The following is a 21448-nucleotide window of genomic DNA, read 5'->3' on the forward strand; positions in this document are numbered from 1 at the left end:
CGAGTGAAATGAAGTATGCGAAAAGCGTACACGAACTGATTGGCAACACGCCATTGGTTGAATTAACCGCATTTGATTTGCCAAAAGGCGTCCGGCTGTTTGCAAAGCTGGAATACTTTAACCCAGGCGGCAGCATAAAAGACCGACTCGGCGCTTATCTAGTAGAGCGCGCGTTTCGGGAAGGTAAGCTGAAGCGCGGTGGGACGATCATAGAACCGACGGCCGGCAACACGGGCATCGGGCTTGCGCTTGCTGCGATTCGTTACGGCGTGCATGCTGTTTTTGTTGTGCCGGAAAAATTCAGCGTGGAGAAACAGACGCTGATGCGGGCGCTCGGGGCTGAAGTCGTGAACACGCCGACCGAACTTGGTATGGAAGGCGCAATTGCGAAAGCAAAAAAACTAGTCGCTGAAACACCAAATGCGTATTTCCCGGGACAGTTTGAAAATCCGTCCAACCCGGAAACGTATTATAAGACGCTTGGGCCTGAAATTTGGGAAGCACTTGATGGCCATATCGATGTTTTTGTCGCAGGTGCCGGTTCCGGGGGCACGTTTATGGGGACTGCCCGCTATTTAAAAGAGAAAAATCCGGGCTTGAAGGCAGCCATCGTGGAACCAGAAGGCTCGATTTTAAACGGGGGCGAGCCGCGCAGCCACCGTACGGAAGGGATCGGCATGGAATTTTTACCGCCATTTATGGACCGTACATTTTTTGATGCCATCCATACGATTCCCGACGATACAGCTTTTAAACGGCTTGCGGAAGCAGCCCGGCTTGAAGGCCTTTTGATCGGCAGTTCCTCAGGTGCTGCTTTGGAGGCGAGCCTGCGCGAAGCAAAGCAGGCAAAACCGGGCACGCATATTGTCACCATTTTTCCGGACAGCAGCGAACGGTATCTCAGCCGCAGCATTTATTCTTGATGAGAAGGAGTTTGTCATGCGTAAAAAAACAAAATTCATTCATGCCGGCATTAGCCGTGATCCATATACAGGCGCAGTTTCGGTGCCCGTCCATCATGCGAGCACATTCAAGCAGGATGGCGTCGGCCATTTTAAATACGAATACGCACGCACCGGCAATCCGACGCGTGAAGCTTTGGAAAAACTGATTGCGGATATTGAAGAAGGTACACACGGTTTTGCATTCGCATCCGGAATGGCCGCGATTACAGCGGTGATCCAGCTGTTTTCGGCCGGCGACCATATTTTGGCAACCGATGATGTATACGGCGGTACTTTTCGCGTTTTAACAAAAGTGATGAACCGTTTCCATATCGACGTCACTTTTGTGGACACGAGCGATCTGGATGCGGTCCGTGCCTCGATCCGCCCGAATACAAAAGCCATCTACGTGGAAACGCCGACGAACCCGCTATTAAAAATAACAGACTTGCGGGCCATTGCCGGTGTAGCCCGTGAAAACGGATTGACATTTATCGTGGACAACACATTCAGCACCCCGTATTGGCAAAATCCGCTCACTTTAGGTGCGGATATCGTCGTGCACAGCGCGACGAAGTATCTCGGCGGGCACAGTGATGTGGTCGCAGGCCTTGTTGTCGTACGAAACGAAGCGCTTGCAGAAGACTTACATTTTATCCAAAACTCAACCGGCGGCATTCTCGGGCCGCAGGACAGCTGGCTGTTGATCCGCGGTATTAAAACACTCGGCATACGCATGGAAGAAATTGAATCCAACACAAAGCAAATTGTTGATTTCCTTTCTGCACATCCTGCCGTTGAAAAGGTATATTACCCGGGGCTTATCCATCATCCCGGGCATAAAGTGCACAGTTCCCAGGCCGGCGGATTCGGCGGCATGGTCTCTTTTACAGTGTCATCCCAGGAAAAAGCCCTTGAAATATTGAAAAAAACGCGTTACTTTACGTTGGCGGAAAGCCTCGGTGCGGTGGAAAGCCTGATCTCACTCCCGCCGCTTATGACGCATGCATCCATTCCGCGTGAACGCCGTCTCGAACTTGGCATCGAAGACGGGCTTATCCGCATCTCAGTCGGCATTGAAGACGTCGAAGATTTGTTGGAAGATCTGGAAAATGCGCTAAGGTAAAAAGTTAGCCTGCTCTCATGGGGAAGCAGGCTTTTTGTAACGTTATCAAATGGAAAATGTTGGTACTCCATTTCCTGCCGCCTGGTCTTGATGAAATGAATGAAAAATTTTTACCGTATTTTTGCCCGCTGTAAAACATCACCATTGAACGGATTGGTGCGCGGCTGCTGCCCACAGTTTAAAAAATTTCCTCTTTCACGAAACTTAAACCATTTTTAAACGTAATGATGAGTAAGCAATCATAGCCGGCGTCATCTGAAAGAAAATCCCAATCAAGGAAGGGGTGTGATGTATATGGAAGTGTTCGGCGTGCCGATAGAGACGGCGTATTTGGCTGTACTGATCATTGCGGGATGCCTGACGGTGCTTTACCTTTTGTTCAATGACTTGCTTGGAGGAATGGCAGACGCCATCAATTTTATCCATCCAGCTTTGATTTTGGCATTTTTTACTTTTTTCTCGGCAGGCGGGTATATTTTGGAAAAAGTGACACCGCTTTCCCACGTGCTGATTATGGTCGTTTCCGCCGTGATCGCGGTGATTCTTGATATTCTGCTCAATGTGTTTGTACTTGTTCCGCTGTCTTCGGCTGAAGAATCGCTTGTTTACACGGAAGATTCGCTGAAAGGGAGGGTTGGGAAAACGATTCTTTCGATTCCGAAAGCCGGTTTTGGTGGAGTGGTGATTGACAGCAAAACAGGAACCATCTCCAAGCCGGCAGCCAGCATACAGGACGAGGAAATTAAAGAAGGGACGCAGGTATTGGTGATTGAAGTGAAAAATGGCGTTTTATATGTCGTGCCCTACGAAAATTATCGATTGAAAATTGAAAATTTTAGACAATTATAAGGAGGGATCCGCATGTTTGCGAGCGGAATTTGGATTGTCATCGGTGTTGTTGTATTTTTGGTGCTTGCCCTTATCGGCGTCTTTATTTCAAAATACCGAACTGCAGGGCCGGATGAAGCGTTAATCGTGACAGGGAGTTTTCTTGGCGGTAAAAATGTCCATGTCGACGAAGCTGGAAATAAAATTAAAATCATTCGTGGCGGCGGTACATTTGTGTTCCCGGTATTCCAGCAGGCAAAACCGCTCAGCTTATTATCGAGCAAGCTGGAAGTGACCACCCCGGAAGTCTACACCGAACAAGGTGTCCCGGTGATGGCAGATGGAATTGCCATTATTAAAATCGGCGGGTCGATCGGTGAAATTGCCACAGCTGCCGAACAATTTCTCGGGAAATCAAAAGAAGACCGCGAAAATGAAGCGCGGGAAGTTTTGGAAGGCCATTTGCGCTCAATTCTCGGTTCGATGACGGTTGAAGAAATTTATAAAAACCGTGATAAGTTTTCACAGGAAGTCCAGCGTGTTGCCTCACAGGATTTGGCAAAAATGGGGCTTATCATCGTGTCGTTCACGATTAAAGAAGTGAAGGATAAAAACGGCTACCTTGATGCGCTTGGCAAACCGCGGATTGCCCAGGTCAAGCGCGATGCGGATATTGCCACGGCAGAAGCCGAAAAAGAAACGAGAATCCGGAAAGCGGAAGCATTAAAAGAAGCAAAACGCGCAGAACTGGAGCGGGCAACTGAAATTGCGGAAGCGGAGAAGTTCAACCAGTTGAAAATTGCCGAGTTCCGCCGCGAACAGGACATCGCAAGGGCAAAAGCCGACCAGGCGTACGATTTGGAAACGGCCCGGTCGAAACAGGATGTCACCGCACAGGAAATGGAAATCAAAATCATCGAGCGGCAAAAACAAATCGAGCTCGAAGAAAAAGAAATTTTGCGGCGCGAACGGCAATACGACTCCGAAGTCAAGAAAAAAGCGGATGCAGATCGTTATTCGGTTGAACAGGCTGCAGTTGCAGAAAAAACGAAACAAATGGCGGAAGCCGACGCCCACAAATACCGGGTGGAAGCGATGGCGAAGGCAGAAGGGGAACGCGTCCGCATTGATGGGACGGCTAAAGCCGATGCCCAGCGCGCCCAAGGGGAGTCGGAAGCCGAAGTCATCCGCCTCAAAGGGCTGGCCGAAGCGGAAACAAAACGAAAAATTGCGGAAGCATACGAACAATTCGGCCAGGCGGCTGTGCTCGATATGATTTTGAAAGTGTTGCCTGAGTATGCGAAACAAGTAGCAGGCCCGCTTTCCAATATTGACCAAATCACCGTTGTCGATACCGGAAGCGGTGCAAACGGCGGTGCGAATAAAATCACCGGCTATGCAACCGATTTGATGTCGACATTACAGGAAACGTTGAAAGCATCAAGCGGCATTGATGTCCGGGAAATGCTGGAAGGCCTTTCCGGGATTAAGCCGCAACAAACAGCGGAACCAGAACCGGAAGCCTTGGAACAAAGCACAAAAGGGTGAAAAAAACGGCGTGTTTTTGCCAAATCAAAAGGCAAAAGCACGCCGTTTCTTTTAAAAATTAAATGTGTCCGGTTATTTTCCTGCCCCTGCAGTCATTTTATGGATGAACTGGAGGGAGCGGCCCGCGCCCACTACCACAGATTGCAGCGGGTTTGGCGCGAGATGGACAGGCACGGAAATTTCATTGCTCAGCCACTCCTGCATGCCTTGAAGGAGGGCGCCTCCCCCTGTTAAAACAATCCCGCGGTCCACAATATCGCCGCTTAACTCTGCCGGGCAGTCTTCCAGCGTGGCACGGACCGTTTCCAAAATTTGGAGCAGGGAATCACGGAGCGAAGCCTGAATTTCCAATGAACTTAATGTAATGGTTCGCGGCAGTCCTGCCACGAGATCGCGCCCGCGAATATCCATCGTTTGTTCCGGATGGTCGACAAGGGCATGCCCGATCTCCATTTTAATTTTTTCCGCTGTCCGTTCGCCGATCAGCAGATTATACGTTTTTCTGACATGCTGCATAATATCATCGTCCATTTTATCGCCGCCGATGCGGATCGTGTTATACGTCACGACGCCGCCGAAGGAAATAATGGCGACTTCCGTAGTGCCGCCGCCGATATCGACAATCACATTGGCGATCGGCTCGTCTACGGGAAGATCGGCACCAATGGCGGCAGCAACCGGTTCTTCAATCAAATGGACGGTTTTTGCTCCGCTGTTTTTGACGACATCTTCAATGGCCCGCCGTTCAACCGATGTTGCGCCTGACGGGACACATACTACGACGTTCGGTTTGCGGATCGAGATGCCGCTTTGCTGATTGATTTTTTTCATAATTTGCTTTAGCATTTCTGTTGTCATATCGAAATCAGCGATCACCCCGCCTTTTAAAGGGCGGATGACAGTAATTTTTTCAGGTGTTTTTCCGATCATCGCTTTGGCTTCCTGCCCGAAAGCGAGCACCTGCCTTGTCGAATGATCAATCGCCACAACGGACGGCTCGTCTAAAATAACGCCTTCTTTTTTCGAATATACTAAAACATTTGCAGTTCCTAGATCGATCCCAATTTCATTCCCTGAAAACATGCATGTCACCTAACCTTTATCGTCTTTTCGCACGGATTAACTGTAGTCTCTCCCATTTAGTATAGCTTTTTTTGTTCGTTCTGAAAGGTTACATTTTCTTCCATTCTCTTATGTTACAAAAATATGATCGCGGCAAGTCCATAAAATATGCGAAAAACAGCTTCAGCCGGCACCCCAAATTTAATCTTTTTGTAATTTTATTCACAATGGAGGACAGGAAAAAATTCCTTTTTGTTTCAAAAGGAATTTTTTCTAAACAAGAATCACAGCGGCATTTTTGACAAATAGCGCGCCAATTCTTCACTTTGTTGTTTCCGCAGCACCCGCTGTTCGGCGCGCTGGATAGCTGTTTGGTTTAACCATCGTTCCTCATCGGTTTCCGGGATGATTTCCGGCACCGGTGTAGGTTTTCCATCCTCATCCAGTGCGACAAAGGTCAAAAAAGAAATGGCGGCAATTTTTGTCTCTTCTGTTTTCAAATCTTCCGCACTGACCTTTACAAATACTTCCATCGATGTCCGCCCTGTCCGGCTGACCATGGCTTCTACCGTAACGACGTTTCCGACGCGGATCGGTGCGATAAAATCAACAGAGTCAGTCGAAGCCGTGACAACGGTGCATCTTGCCAATTTGGCCGCGGCGATCGATGCAGTATCATCAATATACGCCATCAGTTTTCCTCCGAACAGTGTGCCAAGATGGTTTGTGTCCGGGGGAAAAACATAACTGGTTCTTACTGTACGGGTTTCCCGCATGTATCTTTTCGGTCTGTCTTCCAAAAGTCTCACTCCATTATGTCGGCGCTGTCAAACGCGATCTAAATTTCCTTTTACCATATAGAAATTATAGCAAAATCAGTTGGCATATACGAACAAAAATGTATAGAAAAAAGGCTTTCATCCGGAATTTTTTCAAAAGAAAAATCAGGTCCGGCACTTCAACCTGATTTTTGCTTGCTTATTTCTTTTTTTTCTCGTCTTCCACATAAGGATCTTTTTCGTTGCGGGGCAGATCCCCGAACGGCGTCATCGTATGGGTTTCATCCAATTCTTCTTCATATTCTTTGTATTCCTCATTTGGATAGATTTCCACGTTTTTTCCGTTGATGTCATTGCCGGAAAAGTTTTCAAAATCTTCCACATAGCCGTCATGGTCATCTGATTCCGTATACATATCATTGTAACTGTCCGGCGGGGTTTCAAAATCGGAAGGGGACTCGGATGTGCCCCATTTTGCGACAGCCTGCCAGGAGTCTTCCGCGTCAAAAGCGACCGATTCATCTTTTCCATTATCAAAAACGAATTTTCCCCACGGCGGATTCAGCACGTCTTCTTCAACCGGGCGGTGCTTTGGAATGGTCCGATCCGGGGTGTGTTCTTTGCAGTACAGCGTGGAAGGAAGCGTTTCAAGCCGCTCAAGCGGGATCTCTTTGCCGCATTCTTTGCATCTTCCGTAAGTGCCGTCCTCAATGGCTTTGAGGGCCGCTTTGATTTTTTCCACTTCATATTCAGCGTGGTCATTTAAAGCAATATCTTTTTCCCGCTCGAACAGTTCGGTACCGGTATCGGCGGGATGATTATCGTAACTGGACAGTTCCCCAACGGAATCGTAAGGGTGTGCCGTTTCCGTTTGGAAATGGTCATTTTCCCCGAATTCCGCTTCAAATTCTTTCAGCTGCGCGGTTAAAATGGAACGGAAATGCGCCAGTTGTTCTTTAGTCAGCATACTCACCACTTCTTTCTTTAAAAAAGATGGGTTCAATCGTGTTAGAGTCTATTTACCACCGGGAAAAAGCCCGCAAACTTTTCTAAAACTAGTATGGTTCAAAATGCCGCTGTTCATGAAAAAAAGTCTGCCCGTTTAAACAGACAGACTTTTTTAGCAAATTGTGCATGGATCGTGCCCGTTTTTTCAAGCAGACAGGCGTTTCTTTTCATACTGGCGAAACATCAGCACATACATCCCCGCGCTCATGACCGCAAGCACGGCCAGAATGGAAAACGTTCCTTTATAGCCGATCCAGCCGGCAAGCGGGATGGAAACAGGGGCAATTGTACGCCCGATTGTATTGCGCAAGCTGGCAGCGGCAAAATATTGCGCGCGCATCTCAGGAGGGGAAAGCTTCGAAACAAAGTCCTGCTGAATCCCCGTCACAATCAGTTCGCCAAGCGAGAACAACAGAATCGAGAAAATAAAGCCGATGCTTGAAATCCAGACACCAAACAAATAAATCGAAATGGCATACAGGAGGGAGGAAAGGACAAACACATTCCGTTCCCGGTACCTCGTCACCCATTTCGTCGCCGCTACTGAAAAAAGCGCGACAATCAGCCCGTTTTCGGATAAAATAAAACCGTACAGCTGCTCGCCGGTAAAGTGGAGCAGATGAAGCAAATCTGCTTCAGGAATGGCCTGCTTTGTAAATACCGGCAAAATTAAATCAAGCTGCATATACGTTTGGGAAATCAGGATTCCGGCCAAAATAAACAACATAAATATTTTATCTTTGACAATCACCTGGTAGCTCTTTGCCTGTTCCATCAGCGTACTGTACCATTTTTTACGGACGCGTTGCTGCCCGCCTGCCCAAACCGGTGCTGTTTCCCGCGTATATTTGACGAGCAAAACGCCAAGCAGAAAACAGGCAATAGCAGCAAAAACAAGCAGTTCAAAACGATAATCCGCAAAAAATATCCCGCCAATTACCGGGCCGATAACGACGGAGATATTCATGGAGGTGTAAAAAACGGCAAACACATGGCTGCGGTTTTTCTCATCCACAACATCGGCAATCATTGCCTGACTTGCCGGATAATAAAAAGAACTAAAAACGCCGGCAGCCGTAAAGCAAATAAAAGCTGTCACGGCGGAATGAAACCATGGCGAGTTGGCAAATCCGAAAATGAAAAAAGACACGCCCTGCCCGATTGAAGCCACCACCATCATTTTCCTTCTGCCGAAGCGGTCGGCGTAGTATCCTCCGAGCAAATTGGCAATGACGGAAAAAACTTGTGAGACAATCAACAGGACACCAGCAAGCCCGGCCCCGAACGCCTCGGTGAAATAAATGGTCAGAAAGGGGAAAAACATCCAAAAGGTAATATTCATCAATGATTCCCCAAGCAGGCGGACTTTTAAATTTTGATCCCAGTCACGTATTCTCATAAATATTTCCTCATCTGTCCAGAATAGGTATCAAACCCTATAATACCAGAAAAAGCGGGGAATACAATGAAGAAAGTTACAGGACCGGGCAAGGCATTGAAAGGGGGCTTGCCGAATGTACCGGATAAAACGAATTTATGAAGAACCTGGCGAGGACGGCAAACGCGTGCTAGTCGACCGGCTCTGGCCGCGCGGCATATCAAAAGAAAAAGCGGCACTCGATGCCTGGATGAAGACAGTTGCGCCGACGAGTTCTCTCAGGAAAAAATTTAACCATAATCCTGCGCTTTTTGCTGAATTTGCTACACTTTATAAGGAAGAGCTGGACCGGCTGGAAGACAGAACGGAACTGGACCGGCTGATCGAATGGGGAAAGGCCGGAACGGTGACATTGCTCTACGCGGCAAAAGACGAAAAGCACAACCAGGCGGTGGTGTTAAAAGAATACCTCGAAGGACGGGCATAATCGAAAGGCGCCGCATACGCTGCGGCGCCTGTTATTATGGGTTGTGCATACGGTTTTTAAACGCTTCGTGCGGAATGATTTGCTCTTCGTCATAGTTGCTGTCTTTGTGCTGCTTTTCATCGGTCATCTGGTCTTTCGGAAAACGACCCGGATGGCCTTTTCTTTTATGGTCGAACATTTCTCCGCGTCCCATCATCGTTCCCCCTTCCTGCCTATAGCGTCCCTTAAACAAAAGGAAATATGTACCCGAATACGGTATAATAGTAAAAAAGCGAAAGGGGTGCCGACCTGTGGATTTCATCAGAATGACGGAAGATAAAATCCGGAAAGCGTATGAAGAAGGGCAATTTGAAAATCTGCCGGGGTACGGAAAGCCACTTCCGAAAGACCCGCTTTCCGGCGTGCCGGAAGATTTGCGGATGGCTTACCGGATTTTACAGAACGCCGGTTTTTCCCCGGAAGAAGCCAATTTAAAGAAAGAACTGCTTTCCATTGAAGATTTAATCAAACAATCTGAAAATGAAATAGAAAAAGAAGGATTACAAAAGAAACTGAGCGAGAAACTGCTGGCGTATAACCAAATGCTCTCCAAAAAACGGATCAAAACAAACAGCGCCATTTTTAAAAATTATCAGGATAAAATTGAAAAAAAGCTGTTTGATTAAGGGACGCCGCGAACACGACCGGAAGTGAAGCGGTTCCGTTTCAGGCAGCCCGTTAGAAAATGGGCGGCGTCCTGGATATGGTACAGGGTGCTGTTGAATTGTAATCGCTTACTAAAGACTAGGGAACTGAAATCAGCTGTCCCATTTACAAGGGCGTTTAAAAACCGCATCATTTTTCCCGCTTTTTTTACTATAAATTGCCGCCATCCATCCGATATAATGAAAGAAGACATTATGATATTCAGGTGAAAAAAATGGATAAATCATCAATTATCGGCGTAATTCTGGGTGTTGTGGCAATTGGTACCGGCATGGTGTTAAAAGGGGTAAGCCCGGCTGTCCTCGTCAACCCGGCTGCCCTTTTGATTATACTGGCGGGAACGGCTGCGACCGTCATTATCGGTTTCCCAATGAGTGAATTGAAAAAAGTTCCGAAACTGTTGAAGATTATTTTTACGGAACAAAAACTGATGAGCACGGAAGAAATGATCCGCTTTTTTTCCGACTGGGCCCAGACTGCTCGGAGAGAAGGGCTGCTGGCGCTTGAAGCAAGGCTGGATGAAGTCGATGACGCTTTTTTGAAAAACGGCCTGAGCCTTGCGATTGACGGGCAGAGCGCCGAATATATCCGCGATGTGCTGAGCGAAGAAATTGAAGCAATGGAAGAAAGGCATCAGATGGGGGCTGCCATTTTTTCACAGGCAGGCACGTATGCCCCGACACTCGGGGTGCTCGGTGCTGTATTGGGGCTGATCGCTGCCCTCGGAAATATGTCGGACACAGAAGTGCTCGGGCATGCCATTTCAGCCGCATTCGTGGCCACACTGCTCGGAATTTTTACCGGCTACGTATTGTGGCATCCGTTTGCCAATAAATTAAAACGGAAGTCCAAAAACGAAGCAAAAAACAAGGAAATGATGCTGGAAGGGATTCTCTCCATTCTGGCAGGAGAATCCCCGCGCGTGATCGAACAGAAACTGGCGTCTTATTTGCCAAATGAAGAACGCATACAACTGATGGAAGAGATTACAGAAGGCAGCGTGGCAACAAATGAGTAAAAAGAGGAAGAAAAAACAAGAAGAAGAGGAAAACAGCGAGGCATGGCTCCTGCCTTATTCCGACCTTTTGACATTGCTTCTTGCACTGTTTATCGTTCTGTTTGCAATGAGTTCCATCGATGCCCAGAAGTTTCAAAGATTTTCTAAAGTCTTAAACGGGGTGTTTGTTGGCGGGACGAGTTTTTTCGATTATACGAAGCAGACATCCGGAGATGATAACGGCACATCCGACACAGAAAAATTTATCGAGCAAAAGAAAAATGATGCACAAAAGAATGGGGACAGCACAACAAATGGTTCAAAAAGCAACAGCACAACAAATGCATCAAATGGGCAAGGGGACGCCCAATTAAAAGAAACCCAGCAAAAAATCAACACGTACATAGCGCACAATAAATTGGAAGGAAAGTTTGAAACGTCTTTGACAGGCGAAGGGCTTTTGATTACGATCCGAGACAATGTCCTGTTTGATTCGGGAAAAGCGGAGGTCCGGAAAGAAGATATCAAAACAGCCAAAGCCCTTTCCAATTTGCTCGTAATGGACCCGCCAAGAAGCATTATCGTGAGCGGCCATACGGATAATGTGCCGATCCACAACTCCGTCTTTCAATCAAACTGGGACTTAAGCGTGATGCGCGCAACCAATTTTTTAAAGATCATTTTAGAAAACAAAAATTTAAATCCGAAATATTTTTCGGCAAAAGGATATGGGGAATACCATCCGATTGCATCGAATGATACGCCGAATGGCCGGGCAAAAAACCGGCGGGTGGAAGTACTCATTCTCCCGAAAAATGAGGAAGGAAGCGACCGGTAAAACCAGGCAAAAAGAGCGCCCGGATCCGTATTTCCAATCGCCCCATCGTTCCGTGAAGCAAACTGTTTGTTTGAAACCGCACAAACGAGGTAAAATATAAACGTCCCAAAGATTAGAAAAGGAGATGGTTCGATTGGCTAAAAAGATCGCTGTACTTGTCACCAATGAAGTGGAAGATTCAGAGTACACCGAACCGGTGAAAGCATATAAGGAAGCCGGCCATGAAATTGTCAATATTGAAATGGAAGCCGGAAAAACGGTAAAAGGGAAACACGGCACCGAAATCCATATTGACAAAGGCATCGATGATGTCAGCGTGGGTGATTTTGATGCCCTTCTGATTCCGGGTGGCTTTTCTCCGGACCAGCTCCGCGCCGACGATCGCTTTGTCCAATTTGTAAAACAGTTTATGGATTCGAAAAAACCGGTGTTTGCAATCTGCCACGGCCCGCAGCTTTTGATTACAGCAAAAGCATTAGAAGGCCGGTCTGCTACAGGTTACAAATCGATCCGTGTTGACATGGAATATGCCGGTGCGAACTTCCGCGATGAAGAAGTTGTCGTATGCCAAAACCAACTTGTCACAAGCCGTACTCCGGATGACATCCCTGCATTTAACAGGGAATCGCTGAAACTCCTGAACGGATGAGCTTGTATGTAAAAAACTGCTGCCTCTTTCCGGGCAGCAGTTTTTTTACTTTGCGCACAATGCAAATTAGGGATATGATAAATGGAGCGGGGAAACAGAAAATGAACTTTTACATAGAATAATGTTGCCATAACGAAAGGAAGTAGAAGATGATTACACTGAAATCGCAAAGAGAAATTGACATGATGAAAAAAGCAGGCAAACTGCTTGCTGATACGCATAAAAAAATTGCAAAAATGATCAAGCCGGGGATCACAACATGGGAAATTGAGGAATTTGTTGACCGTTATTTAAGGGAGCACGGGGCAACCCCTGAACAAAAGGGGTACCAAGGCTATCAGTATGCGACATGTGCAAGCATCAATGATGAAATTTGCCATGGGTTTCCGCGGAAAACGCCGTTAAAGGAAGGAGATATCGTCACGATTGATATGGTCGTCAACCTGAACGGCGCACTGGCTGATTCCGCCTGGAGTTATCCGGTCGGAAAAGTAAGTGAACAGACGCAAAAACTGCTTGATGTTACAAAAGAAGCGCTTTATAAAGGAATTGAACAGGCCAAACCGGGCAACCGGATCGGCGACATCGGCCACGCCATTCAGACGTATGTGGAAGCACAGGGATTCTCGGTTGTCCGCAATTTTATCGGCCATGGCATCGGCCCGACGATCCACGAAAAACCGGAAGTGCCGCACTACGGGCTGCCGCATAAAGGGCCGCGCATCAAAGAAGGGATGGTCATCACGATCGAGCCGATGGTGAATATCGGCAGCTATGAAACGAAGATGGATGACAACGGCTGGACAGCCCGAACCATGGACGGATCCCTTTCCGCACAGTATGAACATACCATTGCGATTACAAAAGACGGCATTGTGATCATTACCGATCAGGACGATTAATGCTCACTGAAACTAAAGCTCCGGCTAAAAGTGCTGCACAGCGCCGGAAACCTAAAAAAGCTGGGAGGCAATAAAGCTCCCAGCTTTTTTACATTCTGAAACCAACCGGCATCAATCTTTTTTCAGGCTGCCGAGCTCTTCCACAATAGCTTGCATTTCATTCGGGCTGAATGTATTTTTTTTCATCACCATTTCGTACAAGTCAAACAAATCGTCATAACGGTCAATGCTAAACTGGGAAGACTGCAGTGCCGCCGTATTGACCATTTTTAATTTCGCTGTAATTGCCTGCACCATATAAGCCATATTTTGCGCTGATTTTTCTGAGAGATCCAACATTTTCACCCTTTTCGTGTTTTTCTTGTTTTATTATACCGCATGACTACCGATCCCGAAACGTTTCACCCGAAACGTTTCATACGGAATGGAGAGGGAAATATAATGGTAAACCGGACGGACAGAGGGTGATGAAAATTGGATAAAATTGCACTCCAGGCAGAAAAAAAACGTTCAACCATTGCGGCTTTGTTAGAGAACTCAAAACGGAACGATATTACCGGGATGGCTGCACAGTTATCCTACTTTTTTCTTTTATCTCTATTTCCGCTATTGATCTTTTTGTTTACCTTGCTTCCTTATTTGCCGATTAAAACGGATGATGTGTTAAATATGGTCAGGCATTTTGCGCCAAGCCAGTCGTTCAAGCTGATCGAAACCACCTTGAAAGAAGTGCTGACCAATCGGCACGGCGGCCTGCTTTCTTTCGGGATGATCGCGACTTTGTGGTCTGCTTCCAACGGGATGAACGCGGTCATTAAAGCATTAAACAGGGCTTATAAAGTAGAGGAATCACGCCCGCCTGTCATGCAACGGCTCATGTCGGTGATGCTGACACTCGGGATGATTATCGTGTTTATAGCCGTTATTTTAATTCCTGTGTTCGGCCAGCAGCTCATCCATTATGTGTTTTCTTACTTCGGGCTGCCGAATGATTTGAAAAATTTGATCAATATTTTAAGATGGGCGCTTACGCCGGTACTGCTGTTTATCGTGTTTTCCTTGTTATACTTTTTTGCGCCGAACGAAAAATTTGGCTGCCTCACGGTTGTCCCCGGAGCCATTTTTGCAACAGTCGGCTGGATTGTGGCGTCACTCGCCTTATCGTTTTACGTCAGCCATTTTGGAAATTATAATGCCACATACGGCAGCCTCGGCGGAATGATCATCATGATGCTTTGGTTTTATATTAGCGGCATCATCCTCATTTTTGGCGGTGAACTGAATGCCGTTTTAAATGATAAACACAAAAATTGCTAATTTGGATCATTGCTTTTATGCGCATATTAAAAAAGCGGCAAGTTACCATGACATCTTAGTAAAAAGACGAAGCATTCTAAGTGAAGAAAGGCGTTCCAATTTCCGCCTGTCTTAACAGCGAAGCGTTCTAAGTTAAAACAGACGGACAAATTTCTTCGTTAGAGGAAGGCAGTCAAAATGCCGCGCGATCTAAACGCAGAGATCCCTGGATTAAGATCGCGGCCGGTTTTTCAGGTGGATCTTATCGCAGCCGTTCTCTGCAAAGGAGGCTGCGAAGAACGGCGAAAAAAAGGCGAAGCCGGAAGCGGGCAGCTGTCAGGAGTGCCGGGGAACAGCAGCGGCCGTTTTTTTGAAACGGAAAATCAAAACGGACAAAACAAGCAATAGCATGCAAATCAGCAGGAAAAATACGGGCCCTTTTGTATATTTAATGATCACGCCACAAAAATAAGGGCCGGCCATGCTGCCAAAGCTGTACAGAATGCCGCACATGATGTTGCCGGCGGGAAGCAGCGGCCGTGGCAGCAGATCGGACAGGTAACTGATCCCGAGGGAAAACGTCGAGCCGACGGCCATACCGGCAACGAAAAAGCAGGCAAACAGCGCGATGGCGTTTGATTTGCTAAAAGCAGCCCCCGCAAAACAGGCGCAGCCGATCAAAAGGACTGCAATCAACACTTTTCGCCTTCCGAACCGGTCGCTTAACATGCCGAGCGGAAGTTGAAAAACGATGCTTCCGATCGAGAAGGCAGGGATAATCATGGAAACGGCATCGACATTTATTCCGTTTCTCAATGCATAAACCGGGAAACTGCTGTTTAAAGACGATTCCATGAATCCGTAACCGAGCGGCGGGAGCAATGCAACCCACGCCAATTTCCAGACCTTTCCAAAACGCTGAAATGTGGCCAGAAAAGAAACATTTTCCAAGTCTGCTTCCGGGTGCTCATTTTTTAAAAGAAAAACGGTCAGCCAGAAACAAAGGCTGATGATGGAGCAGGTAATAAAAGGAAGACGCTCATCCACATTTACAAGCCTTGTCATATATGGCCCGACGGCAAATCCAAGGCTGAAAAAAAGTCCGTATAGCGCGATGTTCCGCCCGAGCCGTCCTTTCCGGGAGAAAGACGTGATCCATGTCTGCGCCGAAAAATTCAGCATATGGTCTCCAATGCCGATGAAAAGGCGCAAAATAAACCAAAACCATAACGATTTCCAGGCCGGAAATAAAAGCAGTGAGGCAAAAACGGTCAGCCCGCCTGTTAAAATAAGCGGCTTATATCCGAATTTCCGCAGCGGCGCTTCCATGAGCGGCGACGCAAATAAAACACCGATATACAGGCCGGTTGCATTTAGCCCATTCAATGATGCATCAATTCCGTCTTTTTCAAAAATAATGGAAATCAGCGGCAAAAGCATGCCCTGTGTAAATCCGGAAACAGAAGTCATCAACACCAAAATCCAAAAACGCATATTTTCATAACGATTCATTGCTCTCACCCGGCTTGTTCTCGTTGTGCATTCGCTCTCTATAGCATAATCAGATCAGAAAAATTTGGCAAGCCAACCGATCTTTTGTAAAATTTTATAGAAAGCAGATAGGAGGATGGCTATGAATAAAATGTTTGCCATTATGGTGATCATCGGGGTTCCCGTCTCGGTTGCAGGCGCACTTCTACACTGGCCGAACGTGTTGATGTTTGCCGTTTACTGCCTGACCATCATTGCACTGGCCAGCTTTATGGGGAGGGCAACCGAAAGTCTCGCCATTATAGCGGGTCCGCGGATCGGCGGTTTGTTAAACGCCACATTCGGGAATGCGGTAGAATTGATTATTTCATTGTTTTCCCTAGCGGCCGGGCTCCATCAAGTCGTGCTTGCTTCTTTGACGGGCTCTGTGCTCGGAAACTTGCTGCTTGTTGCAGGCATGTCGTTTTTGTTCGGGGGGATCAAATACAAACGCCAAAAATTCAACGTATATGATGCACGGCATAACTCAGGCCTTTTAATTTTCGCGATTTTTGTCGCTTTTGTGATTCCTGAAATTTTTTCCATGAAGATGTCAGAAGGGAAGACGGTCAGCCTCAGCATTGGCATTTCCATTATTTTAATCCTGCTTTACTTGTTTGCCCTGTTTTTTAAACTGGTGACACACCGCGGGATTTACCAGGACAGGGAAGCCCGGGTCAAGGAGCAGGAAGAACACGAAGAGCCGGAATGGTCAAAAGGAAAATCAATCATTGTGCTTGCCCTTGCGACGCTTGCAGTGGCTTATATCTCGGAAAATCTCGTACATACTTTTGAGTCCGTTGCAAAAAGTTTCGGATGGAGCGAAATGTTTATCGGGATTATCATCGTCGCCATTGTCGGGAATGCTGCGGAACATGCTTCTGCTATTTTGATGGCGGTGAAAAATAAAATGGACATTGCGGTTGAAATTGCATTCGGCTCCACACTTCAAGTGTCTATGTTTGTCGTCCCTGTCCTTGTGCTTGCATCTTTGTTTTTTGAAAAAGCCATGCCGCTTGTCTTTTCCATACCGGAGCTCGTCTCGATGATCGCTGCGGTCATGCTTACGATCATTTTGGCAAATGACGGCGAAACAAACTGGTTTGAAGGGGCTACTATGCTGGCAGCCTACATTATCATGGGGATCGGCTTTTACTTGCTGTAATGCCAGAAGTTGTCATGCGGCTAACCAGTTTTTTTAGTACGCCGGAATGTTACCGGCCGTTATGGCATAGAGCGGCGAGTGCACGATGCATACAGGGATCAGGTTTTATTTGCTGGAAGCGGATATTTTAATCCGGGCAGGAAAAAATAACGGTACGTTCGTGAACCTCTTGTGAAAGGAGATAACATCAATGAAATGGATGCGGACGATCCTGATTTTCCTGCTCGCCGTACTTTTTGCTGCGCCGGCGGGAGAAGCAAAGCCGACAGAAAAACAGGTGCAAATTCCACAGTCGGTCCTAAACATTACAAAAGAAAATACGTATCCGAACTCGTCGCAAGATTTGCCTTACTTGCAGCCAAGCCAGTTTACCGAAACCTTGCTGAAAACGTCCAATGTGAGAATTGAAAATCCGAATCTCGTGCGGATGTTGAATGAAACAAGCGTGAACCGCTCGTTTTTATCGCTCGGTCTGCGCGCGAAAATTTACCTGGGCGAATGGCCGCTGAATTATGAATCCAGCGAAACGTCGCCAAACTGGCAATACCAAAAAATCAATACGAACTACTTTGATAACCGCGGCGGCGATGCCAATTATAAAATGCACTACGTCCAGGAAGCGCAAAAGATCGTGCGCGGCGGCCTGACTGCCAGGATTCCGCAAGCGGACGATGTCAAGAAAATGATGCTGTTAAAAGCAATGGAAAACTCGAAGTTGCCGCTTTCCTTTGACACGATTATCGGGGCCGGCACGAAAAAAGGCCATGAATACAATGTCCCGAAAAAACGGCTCGGCTATTTGTATGCATATGCCCCGGCCGTGAATGAAAAAGGAAAAGTCACATACGGCGAAGTGTACCTTGTCCTTAAAGGGACGAAACGGGAAATTTTGGTTAAAAACGTCACTTCCCACGGCATTGGTGCCTGGATTCCCATTCAGGACTATGTTTCGTTCAGTTTTTCTGTGAGCGAACAGCCGAAATAAAGAAGTTTATTTAGATTGGCCCGGGCAGGTTCACCGGATTTTGAGGAGGCCTGTCTCATGCCAATTTTCTATGGGCAATCGCCAATAAGAAAGCTGTCTGAACAGCAGCTTTTTTCTGTGCGGAAAATGGGGTATACTATAATAAGAAAGAAGTACGTGAGGAGGATTTTTTTGGGGAAAGCGGTATATAACAAGGACCAGCAACTTACTTATTTAATGGAACGGCTGAATATCTTTTTGGAGGTTCTGGATTCGATTGATCCGGAAGCGGCAGGCCTTGAAGATATTGATCGGCTTATTCAAATGATCGATGAAATTGAAATGAAAATGGACCAATTCAAAAAGCGCAAACCGGCCCCTTCTTTGTAAAGGCCGGTTTTTTATCTGGCATCGGGGGACGAATGCTGTTTTGGAACGATATTGCCCTGTTTTTCTGCACGAACAGATACTGCCAGTATTTCCGGCTGCAGAAATGAGAAAGATAAGGAAAACAACAAAAAGGAGTTTGGTTATGAGAAAAGTTTTTGCAACACTTTTTGCAGTCTTCCTGTTTTTTTCAATATGCCCGCAGCGAGATGCTTTTGCCCTTTCCAACGCCCCGATCAACTGGGGATTTAACAAAGGCAAAAACGGGCAGCAGGCGGATGCCGGCGCCGCTTATAACGCCCTTTTGCAAAAATACGGCGGCATTTACAAGGGCAATCCGAATGACAAGTATGTGTATTTGACGTTTGACAATGGATACGAGAATGGGTATACCCCGAAAATACTCGATGTTTTGAAGAAAGAAAAAGTCCCCGCCATCTTTTTCGTCACCGGCCACTATTTAAAATCACAGCCGGATCTTGTGAAACGAATGGTGAAAGAAGGCCATATCATAGGCAACCACTCGTGGGGCCATCCGGACATGACACAGATTTCCGATGCGCAAGTACGTGAAGAATTGGAAAAAGTGAAAGCGGAAACCGCCCGCCTTACCGGCCAGAAAGAAATGAAATATTTGCGCCCGCCCCGCGGCATCCTGAGCGAACGAACGCTGAAGTTGGGCAATGAAGAAGGCTACACCCATGTCCTCTGGTCACTGGCTTACCTCGACTGGGATGTGAACCGCCAGCGCGGCACACAATTTGCTTATGACAGCATCATGTCACAAATCCACCCTGGGGCCATTATTTTGCTCCATACTGTGTCAAAAGACAATGCCAACGCATTGGAACGCGTGATCAAAGACTTGAAAAAACAAGGCTACAAATTCAAAAGCATGGATGAGTTTATGAAAACTGAAAAATTGAAAAAGTAACCAAAGAGGGCTGCCTTAAAAGTGAAGGGCAGCTCTGTTTTTCTTGCCGGCCAGAAGAAAAAGTGCTTGCCGGGTCGAATGAGGGTTTGCTGCATAAGCAAAGTTCCTATGGCGCCGCGTTCACTGCCGCATGGGCGTCTAATTCGACAAATGCGCACGCGGATCTTTTGCTTTTGTCTAATTGAAAAAGCTAATTAGACAAAAGGCCGCGCCGCTCATCCGCAATTGTCTAATTGGAAACGCTAATTAGACGAATGAGCGTGCAGTCCTCCTGCAAATGTCCAATTGGCGGTTCTAATTAGACAAATGGGCGTGCCGCTTGCCTACATTTGTCCAATTGGCAGCTCTAATTAGACAAATGACCGTGGCACTCACCTGCATTTGTCTATATAAGATGAACTTAAGTTTTCGACAGCTCTAATCTAACAAGCAGCCGGTCAATAATTTTCTGACTTTTTTGGCTAGCTTGTTTCATAAATTCAGCCACGTGGGACCGGATTTGATAAAACTTGCTGAAAAAAACATTATTAACGACGTCTTGCTTCAGCCATTTCCATAATCCTTCCACTGGATTCAGCTCAGGGCTGTATTTAGGAAGATAGACAAACCTCAGCCGTGGATTTTCTTTCAGAAAATCCTTGATGACGTTGTGCACTTTACTATTATCCAGGACCATTACAATTTTACCTTGTGGGTATTCGCTTAAAAGGAGTTCCAAAAATCGTTTAAAGGCCGAAGAGTTGCTTTTTTCTTCTTCATAATGCGTGACTTCGCCGGTTTCATAGTTTATTGCGGCGAACAATTTAGCACCTTTATGTTGGCCATATGTCATAATCTTTCGCTGCTGACCTTTCGGAAACCAGTTATACTGCAGGGCCTGATAAGCACGGATGAATGCTTCATCTTCGAATAACAAGTGATCAATGAGACCATTCTCCAGTTCCTTTTTCAACGCTGGAAAAGTGACTTCTTTGAACTCCTTTTGTTCGTCCGGATCAGCTTTTGCCAAAGTATACGTTGCCTTAGTGTAGCTGAATCCAAGCCTGTGTAACATCTCAGAAACGCCCTTGGGAGTAAAAGACTGCTGAAACTCTTGTTGAATCCAGTCGGCAATTAATTGGAGCGTCCAAGTGTATTTTGCTTCGAAACCGACTTCTGCAGGTGTTTTATTTACGATGGTATCGGCCAACTGTTCCTGTTGTTCTTTACTTAACTTTTCGGGTTTACCTGTTGTTTTTTTCATTTGTAGCCCGGAAATTCCACCTTCTTCATAAGAATGAAAGTATGCCATAACCGTCTGCCGATTACGTCCTATAATCTTAGCGATATCCATATAAGTATGGCCTTCTAGGTGTAATAGCACAGAAAGGTAACGCTCATAAAGACGTTTATCTTTTGTATTTTTCATTGCATTTCGTAAGGATTCAATTTCATGATTTACCATTTTTTCTCCATCCTTTTTGGTATAGTTACAGACTTTATACCCGAAAAAGGACCAAGAAATTGAGCAAAGATGATTAGTTCATCTTATATAATTGGAAATGTTAATTAGACAAATGACCACGCCGCTCATCTGCAATTGTCTAATTGGAAACGCTAATTAGACGAATGAGCGTGCAATCCTCCTGCAAATGTCCAATTGGCGGTTCTAATTAGACAAATGATCGTGGCACTCATCTGCTTTTATCTAATTGAAAAAGCTAATTAGACAAATGCCCGCGCTGCTCGCCCACGTTTGTCTAGTTGTTGGAAGGTCTAACTGTACAAATGCCCGCGCATCCCTCCTGCATTTGTCCCATTGAAAACCTAATTAGACAGATAACCGGCCGGGTCTCTTTATCCTGTGATGTTTTCATGCCGCGTTGAATCGGCAATGAAAAGGGCGAGCGCTTGTGCTATAATACTTAAAAACGAATTGAGA

23 protein-coding genes are annotated in these 21448 nt (G+C 46.4%); 15 read left to right on the forward strand and 8 right to left on the reverse strand.

What is annotated here, in order from left to right; genetic code table 11:
• The first annotated feature begins 8 nt into the window (after positions 1–8).
• The 4 genes from ABR335_RS03615 to ABR335_RS03630 all read left to right on the forward strand — a co-directional run bounded on the left by ABR335_RS03615 (position 9) and on the right by ABR335_RS03630 (position 4446).
• Positions 9–923, forward strand: coding sequence for a PLP-dependent cysteine synthase family protein (locus ABR335_RS03615; protein ID WP_035183701.1), 915 nt, complete (start codon positions 9–11; stop codon positions 921–923).
• A gap of 16 nt (positions 924–939) precedes the next feature.
• The gene (locus ABR335_RS03620) at positions 940–2070 is read left to right on the forward strand and encodes a bifunctional cystathionine gamma-lyase/homocysteine desulfhydrase (RefSeq protein WP_061087109.1); all 1131 of its coding nucleotides are present in this window, start codon (positions 940–942) and stop codon (positions 2068–2070) included.
• A 288-nt stretch (positions 2071–2358) separates the two neighbouring features.
• The gene (locus tag ABR335_RS03625) at positions 2359–2919 is read left to right on the forward strand and encodes a hypothetical protein (protein ID WP_350346584.1); all 561 of its coding nucleotides are present in this window, start codon (positions 2359–2361) and stop codon (positions 2917–2919) included.
• Between the two features lie 12 nt (positions 2920–2931).
• Positions 2932–4446: a flotillin family protein gene (locus ABR335_RS03630; protein ID WP_035183710.1), complete on the forward strand. Its 1515-nt coding sequence runs from the start codon at positions 2932–2934 to the stop codon at positions 4444–4446.
• A 72-nt stretch (positions 4447–4518) separates the two neighbouring features.
• On the opposite strand, the gene mreBH is transcribed toward ABR335_RS03630, so the two are convergent.
• The 4 genes from mreBH to ABR335_RS03650 form a co-directional block, all read right to left on the reverse strand.
• Positions 4519–5529 carry a rod-share determining protein MreBH gene (mreBH, locus tag ABR335_RS03635; RefSeq protein WP_026684487.1) on the reverse strand — a complete coding sequence of 337 codons (1011 nt, stop codon included), beginning with the start codon at positions 5527–5529 and terminating at the stop codon, positions 4519–4521.
• A gap of 263 nt (positions 5530–5792) precedes the next feature.
• The gene (locus ABR335_RS03640) at positions 5793–6308 is read right to left on the reverse strand and encodes an acyl-CoA thioesterase (RefSeq protein ID WP_258921116.1); all 516 of its coding nucleotides are present in this window, start codon (positions 6306–6308) and stop codon (positions 5793–5795) included.
• A gap of 178 nt (positions 6309–6486) precedes the next feature.
• On the reverse strand, positions 6487–7254 hold the full coding sequence (locus tag ABR335_RS03645) for a TraR/DksA C4-type zinc finger protein (protein ID WP_168985554.1): 768 nt from the start codon (positions 7252–7254) through the stop codon (positions 6487–6489).
• 186 nt (positions 7255–7440) lie between these two features.
• Complete coding sequence (locus ABR335_RS03650) at positions 7441–8694, reverse strand: MDR family MFS transporter (protein WP_061565725.1); 1254 nt, start codon at positions 8692–8694, stop codon at positions 7441–7443.
• A 115-nt stretch (positions 8695–8809) separates the two neighbouring features.
• On the opposite strand from ABR335_RS03650, the gene ABR335_RS03655 reads away from it, so the two are divergent.
• Positions 8810–9160, forward strand: a complete 351-nt coding sequence (locus ABR335_RS03655) for a DUF488 domain-containing protein (RefSeq protein WP_035188869.1) — start codon at positions 8810–8812, stop codon at positions 9158–9160.
• Positions 9161–9194: 34 nt separating this feature from the next.
• Here the strand turns inward: ABR335_RS03655 and ABR335_RS03660 are convergent, their stop codons facing one another.
• Complete coding sequence (locus tag ABR335_RS03660) at positions 9195–9353, reverse strand: hypothetical protein (RefSeq protein ID WP_185740937.1); 159 nt, start codon at positions 9351–9353, stop codon at positions 9195–9197.
• Positions 9354–9450: 97 nt separating this feature from the next.
• Here ABR335_RS03660 and ABR335_RS03665 point away from each other — a divergent pair, with 97 nt between their 5' ends.
• The 5 genes from ABR335_RS03665 to map all read left to right on the forward strand — a co-directional run bounded on the left by ABR335_RS03665 (position 9451) and on the right by map (position 13251).
• Positions 9451–9825, forward strand: coding sequence for a DUF1992 domain-containing protein (locus tag ABR335_RS03665; RefSeq protein ID WP_035188867.1), 375 nt, complete (start codon positions 9451–9453; stop codon positions 9823–9825).
• Positions 9826–10079: 254 nt separating this feature from the next.
• Complete coding sequence (motA, locus tag ABR335_RS03670; protein WP_017551469.1) at positions 10080–10883, forward strand: flagellar motor stator protein MotA; 804 nt, start codon at positions 10080–10082, stop codon at positions 10881–10883.
• A complete protein-coding gene (gene motB / locus ABR335_RS03675; protein ID WP_168985551.1) occupies positions 10876–11700 on the forward strand; it encodes a flagellar motor protein MotB in 825 nt (274 codons plus the stop codon). The genes motA and motB overlap by 8 nt, the downstream gene beginning before the upstream one ends.
• Before the next feature lie 133 nt (positions 11701–11833).
• A complete protein-coding gene (locus ABR335_RS03680; protein ID WP_014097235.1) occupies positions 11834–12349 on the forward strand; it encodes a type 1 glutamine amidotransferase domain-containing protein in 516 nt (171 codons plus the stop codon).
• Positions 12350–12498: 149 nt separating this feature from the next.
• Positions 12499–13251, forward strand: coding sequence for a type I methionyl aminopeptidase (gene map / locus ABR335_RS03685; protein WP_014097236.1), 753 nt, complete (start codon positions 12499–12501; stop codon positions 13249–13251).
• A 111-nt stretch (positions 13252–13362) separates the two neighbouring features.
• Here the strand turns inward: map and ABR335_RS03690 are convergent, their stop codons facing one another.
• Positions 13363–13587 carry a DUF1128 domain-containing protein gene (locus ABR335_RS03690; protein WP_035183725.1) on the reverse strand — a complete coding sequence of 75 codons (225 nt, stop codon included), beginning with the start codon at positions 13585–13587 and terminating at the stop codon, positions 13363–13365.
• Positions 13588–13725: 138 nt separating this feature from the next.
• Between ABR335_RS03690 and ABR335_RS03695 the strand changes: the two genes are divergently transcribed.
• The gene (locus ABR335_RS03695) at positions 13726–14568 is read left to right on the forward strand and encodes a YihY/virulence factor BrkB family protein (RefSeq protein WP_061577439.1); all 843 of its coding nucleotides are present in this window, start codon (positions 13726–13728) and stop codon (positions 14566–14568) included.
• A 315-nt stretch (positions 14569–14883) separates the two neighbouring features.
• Here ABR335_RS03695 and ABR335_RS03700 read toward each other — a convergent pair whose 3' ends face one another.
• Positions 14884–16068, reverse strand: a complete 1185-nt coding sequence (locus tag ABR335_RS03700; protein WP_350346585.1) for an MFS transporter — start codon at positions 16066–16068, stop codon at positions 14884–14886.
• Between the two features lie 112 nt (positions 16069–16180).
• Between ABR335_RS03700 and cax the strand changes: the two genes are divergently transcribed.
• The 4 genes from cax to pdaA all read left to right on the forward strand — a co-directional run bounded on the left by cax (position 16181) and on the right by pdaA (position 19527).
• Entirely contained in the window at positions 16181–17242 is a 1062-nt protein-coding gene (cax, locus tag ABR335_RS03705) for a calcium/proton exchanger (protein WP_014097241.1), read from the forward strand.
• A 190-nt stretch (positions 17243–17432) separates the two neighbouring features.
• On the forward strand, positions 17433–18227 hold the full coding sequence (locus tag ABR335_RS03710; protein ID WP_014097242.1) for a YfkD famly protein: 795 nt from the start codon (positions 17433–17435) through the stop codon (positions 18225–18227).
• A 171-nt stretch (positions 18228–18398) separates the two neighbouring features.
• Positions 18399–18596 carry an SE1561 family protein gene (locus ABR335_RS03715; RefSeq protein ID WP_350346586.1) on the forward strand — a complete coding sequence of 66 codons (198 nt, stop codon included), beginning with the start codon at positions 18399–18401 and terminating at the stop codon, positions 18594–18596.
• 142 nt (positions 18597–18738) lie between these two features.
• Entirely contained in the window at positions 18739–19527 is a 789-nt protein-coding gene (gene pdaA, locus ABR335_RS03720) for a delta-lactam-biosynthetic de-N-acetylase (protein ID WP_350346587.1), read from the forward strand.
• A gap of 400 nt (positions 19528–19927) precedes the next feature.
• Here pdaA and ABR335_RS03725 read toward each other — a convergent pair whose 3' ends face one another.
• Entirely contained in the window at positions 19928–20971 is a 1044-nt protein-coding gene (locus tag ABR335_RS03725; RefSeq protein ID WP_350346588.1) for an IS630 family transposase, read from the reverse strand.
• Positions 20972–21448 lie beyond the last annotated feature (477 nt).

It is taken from the genome of Heyndrickxia faecalis (genome assembly GCF_040267745.1).
In the GTDB taxonomy this organism is placed as follows: domain Bacteria; phylum Bacillota; class Bacilli; order Bacillales; family Bacillaceae_C; genus Weizmannia; species Weizmannia faecalis.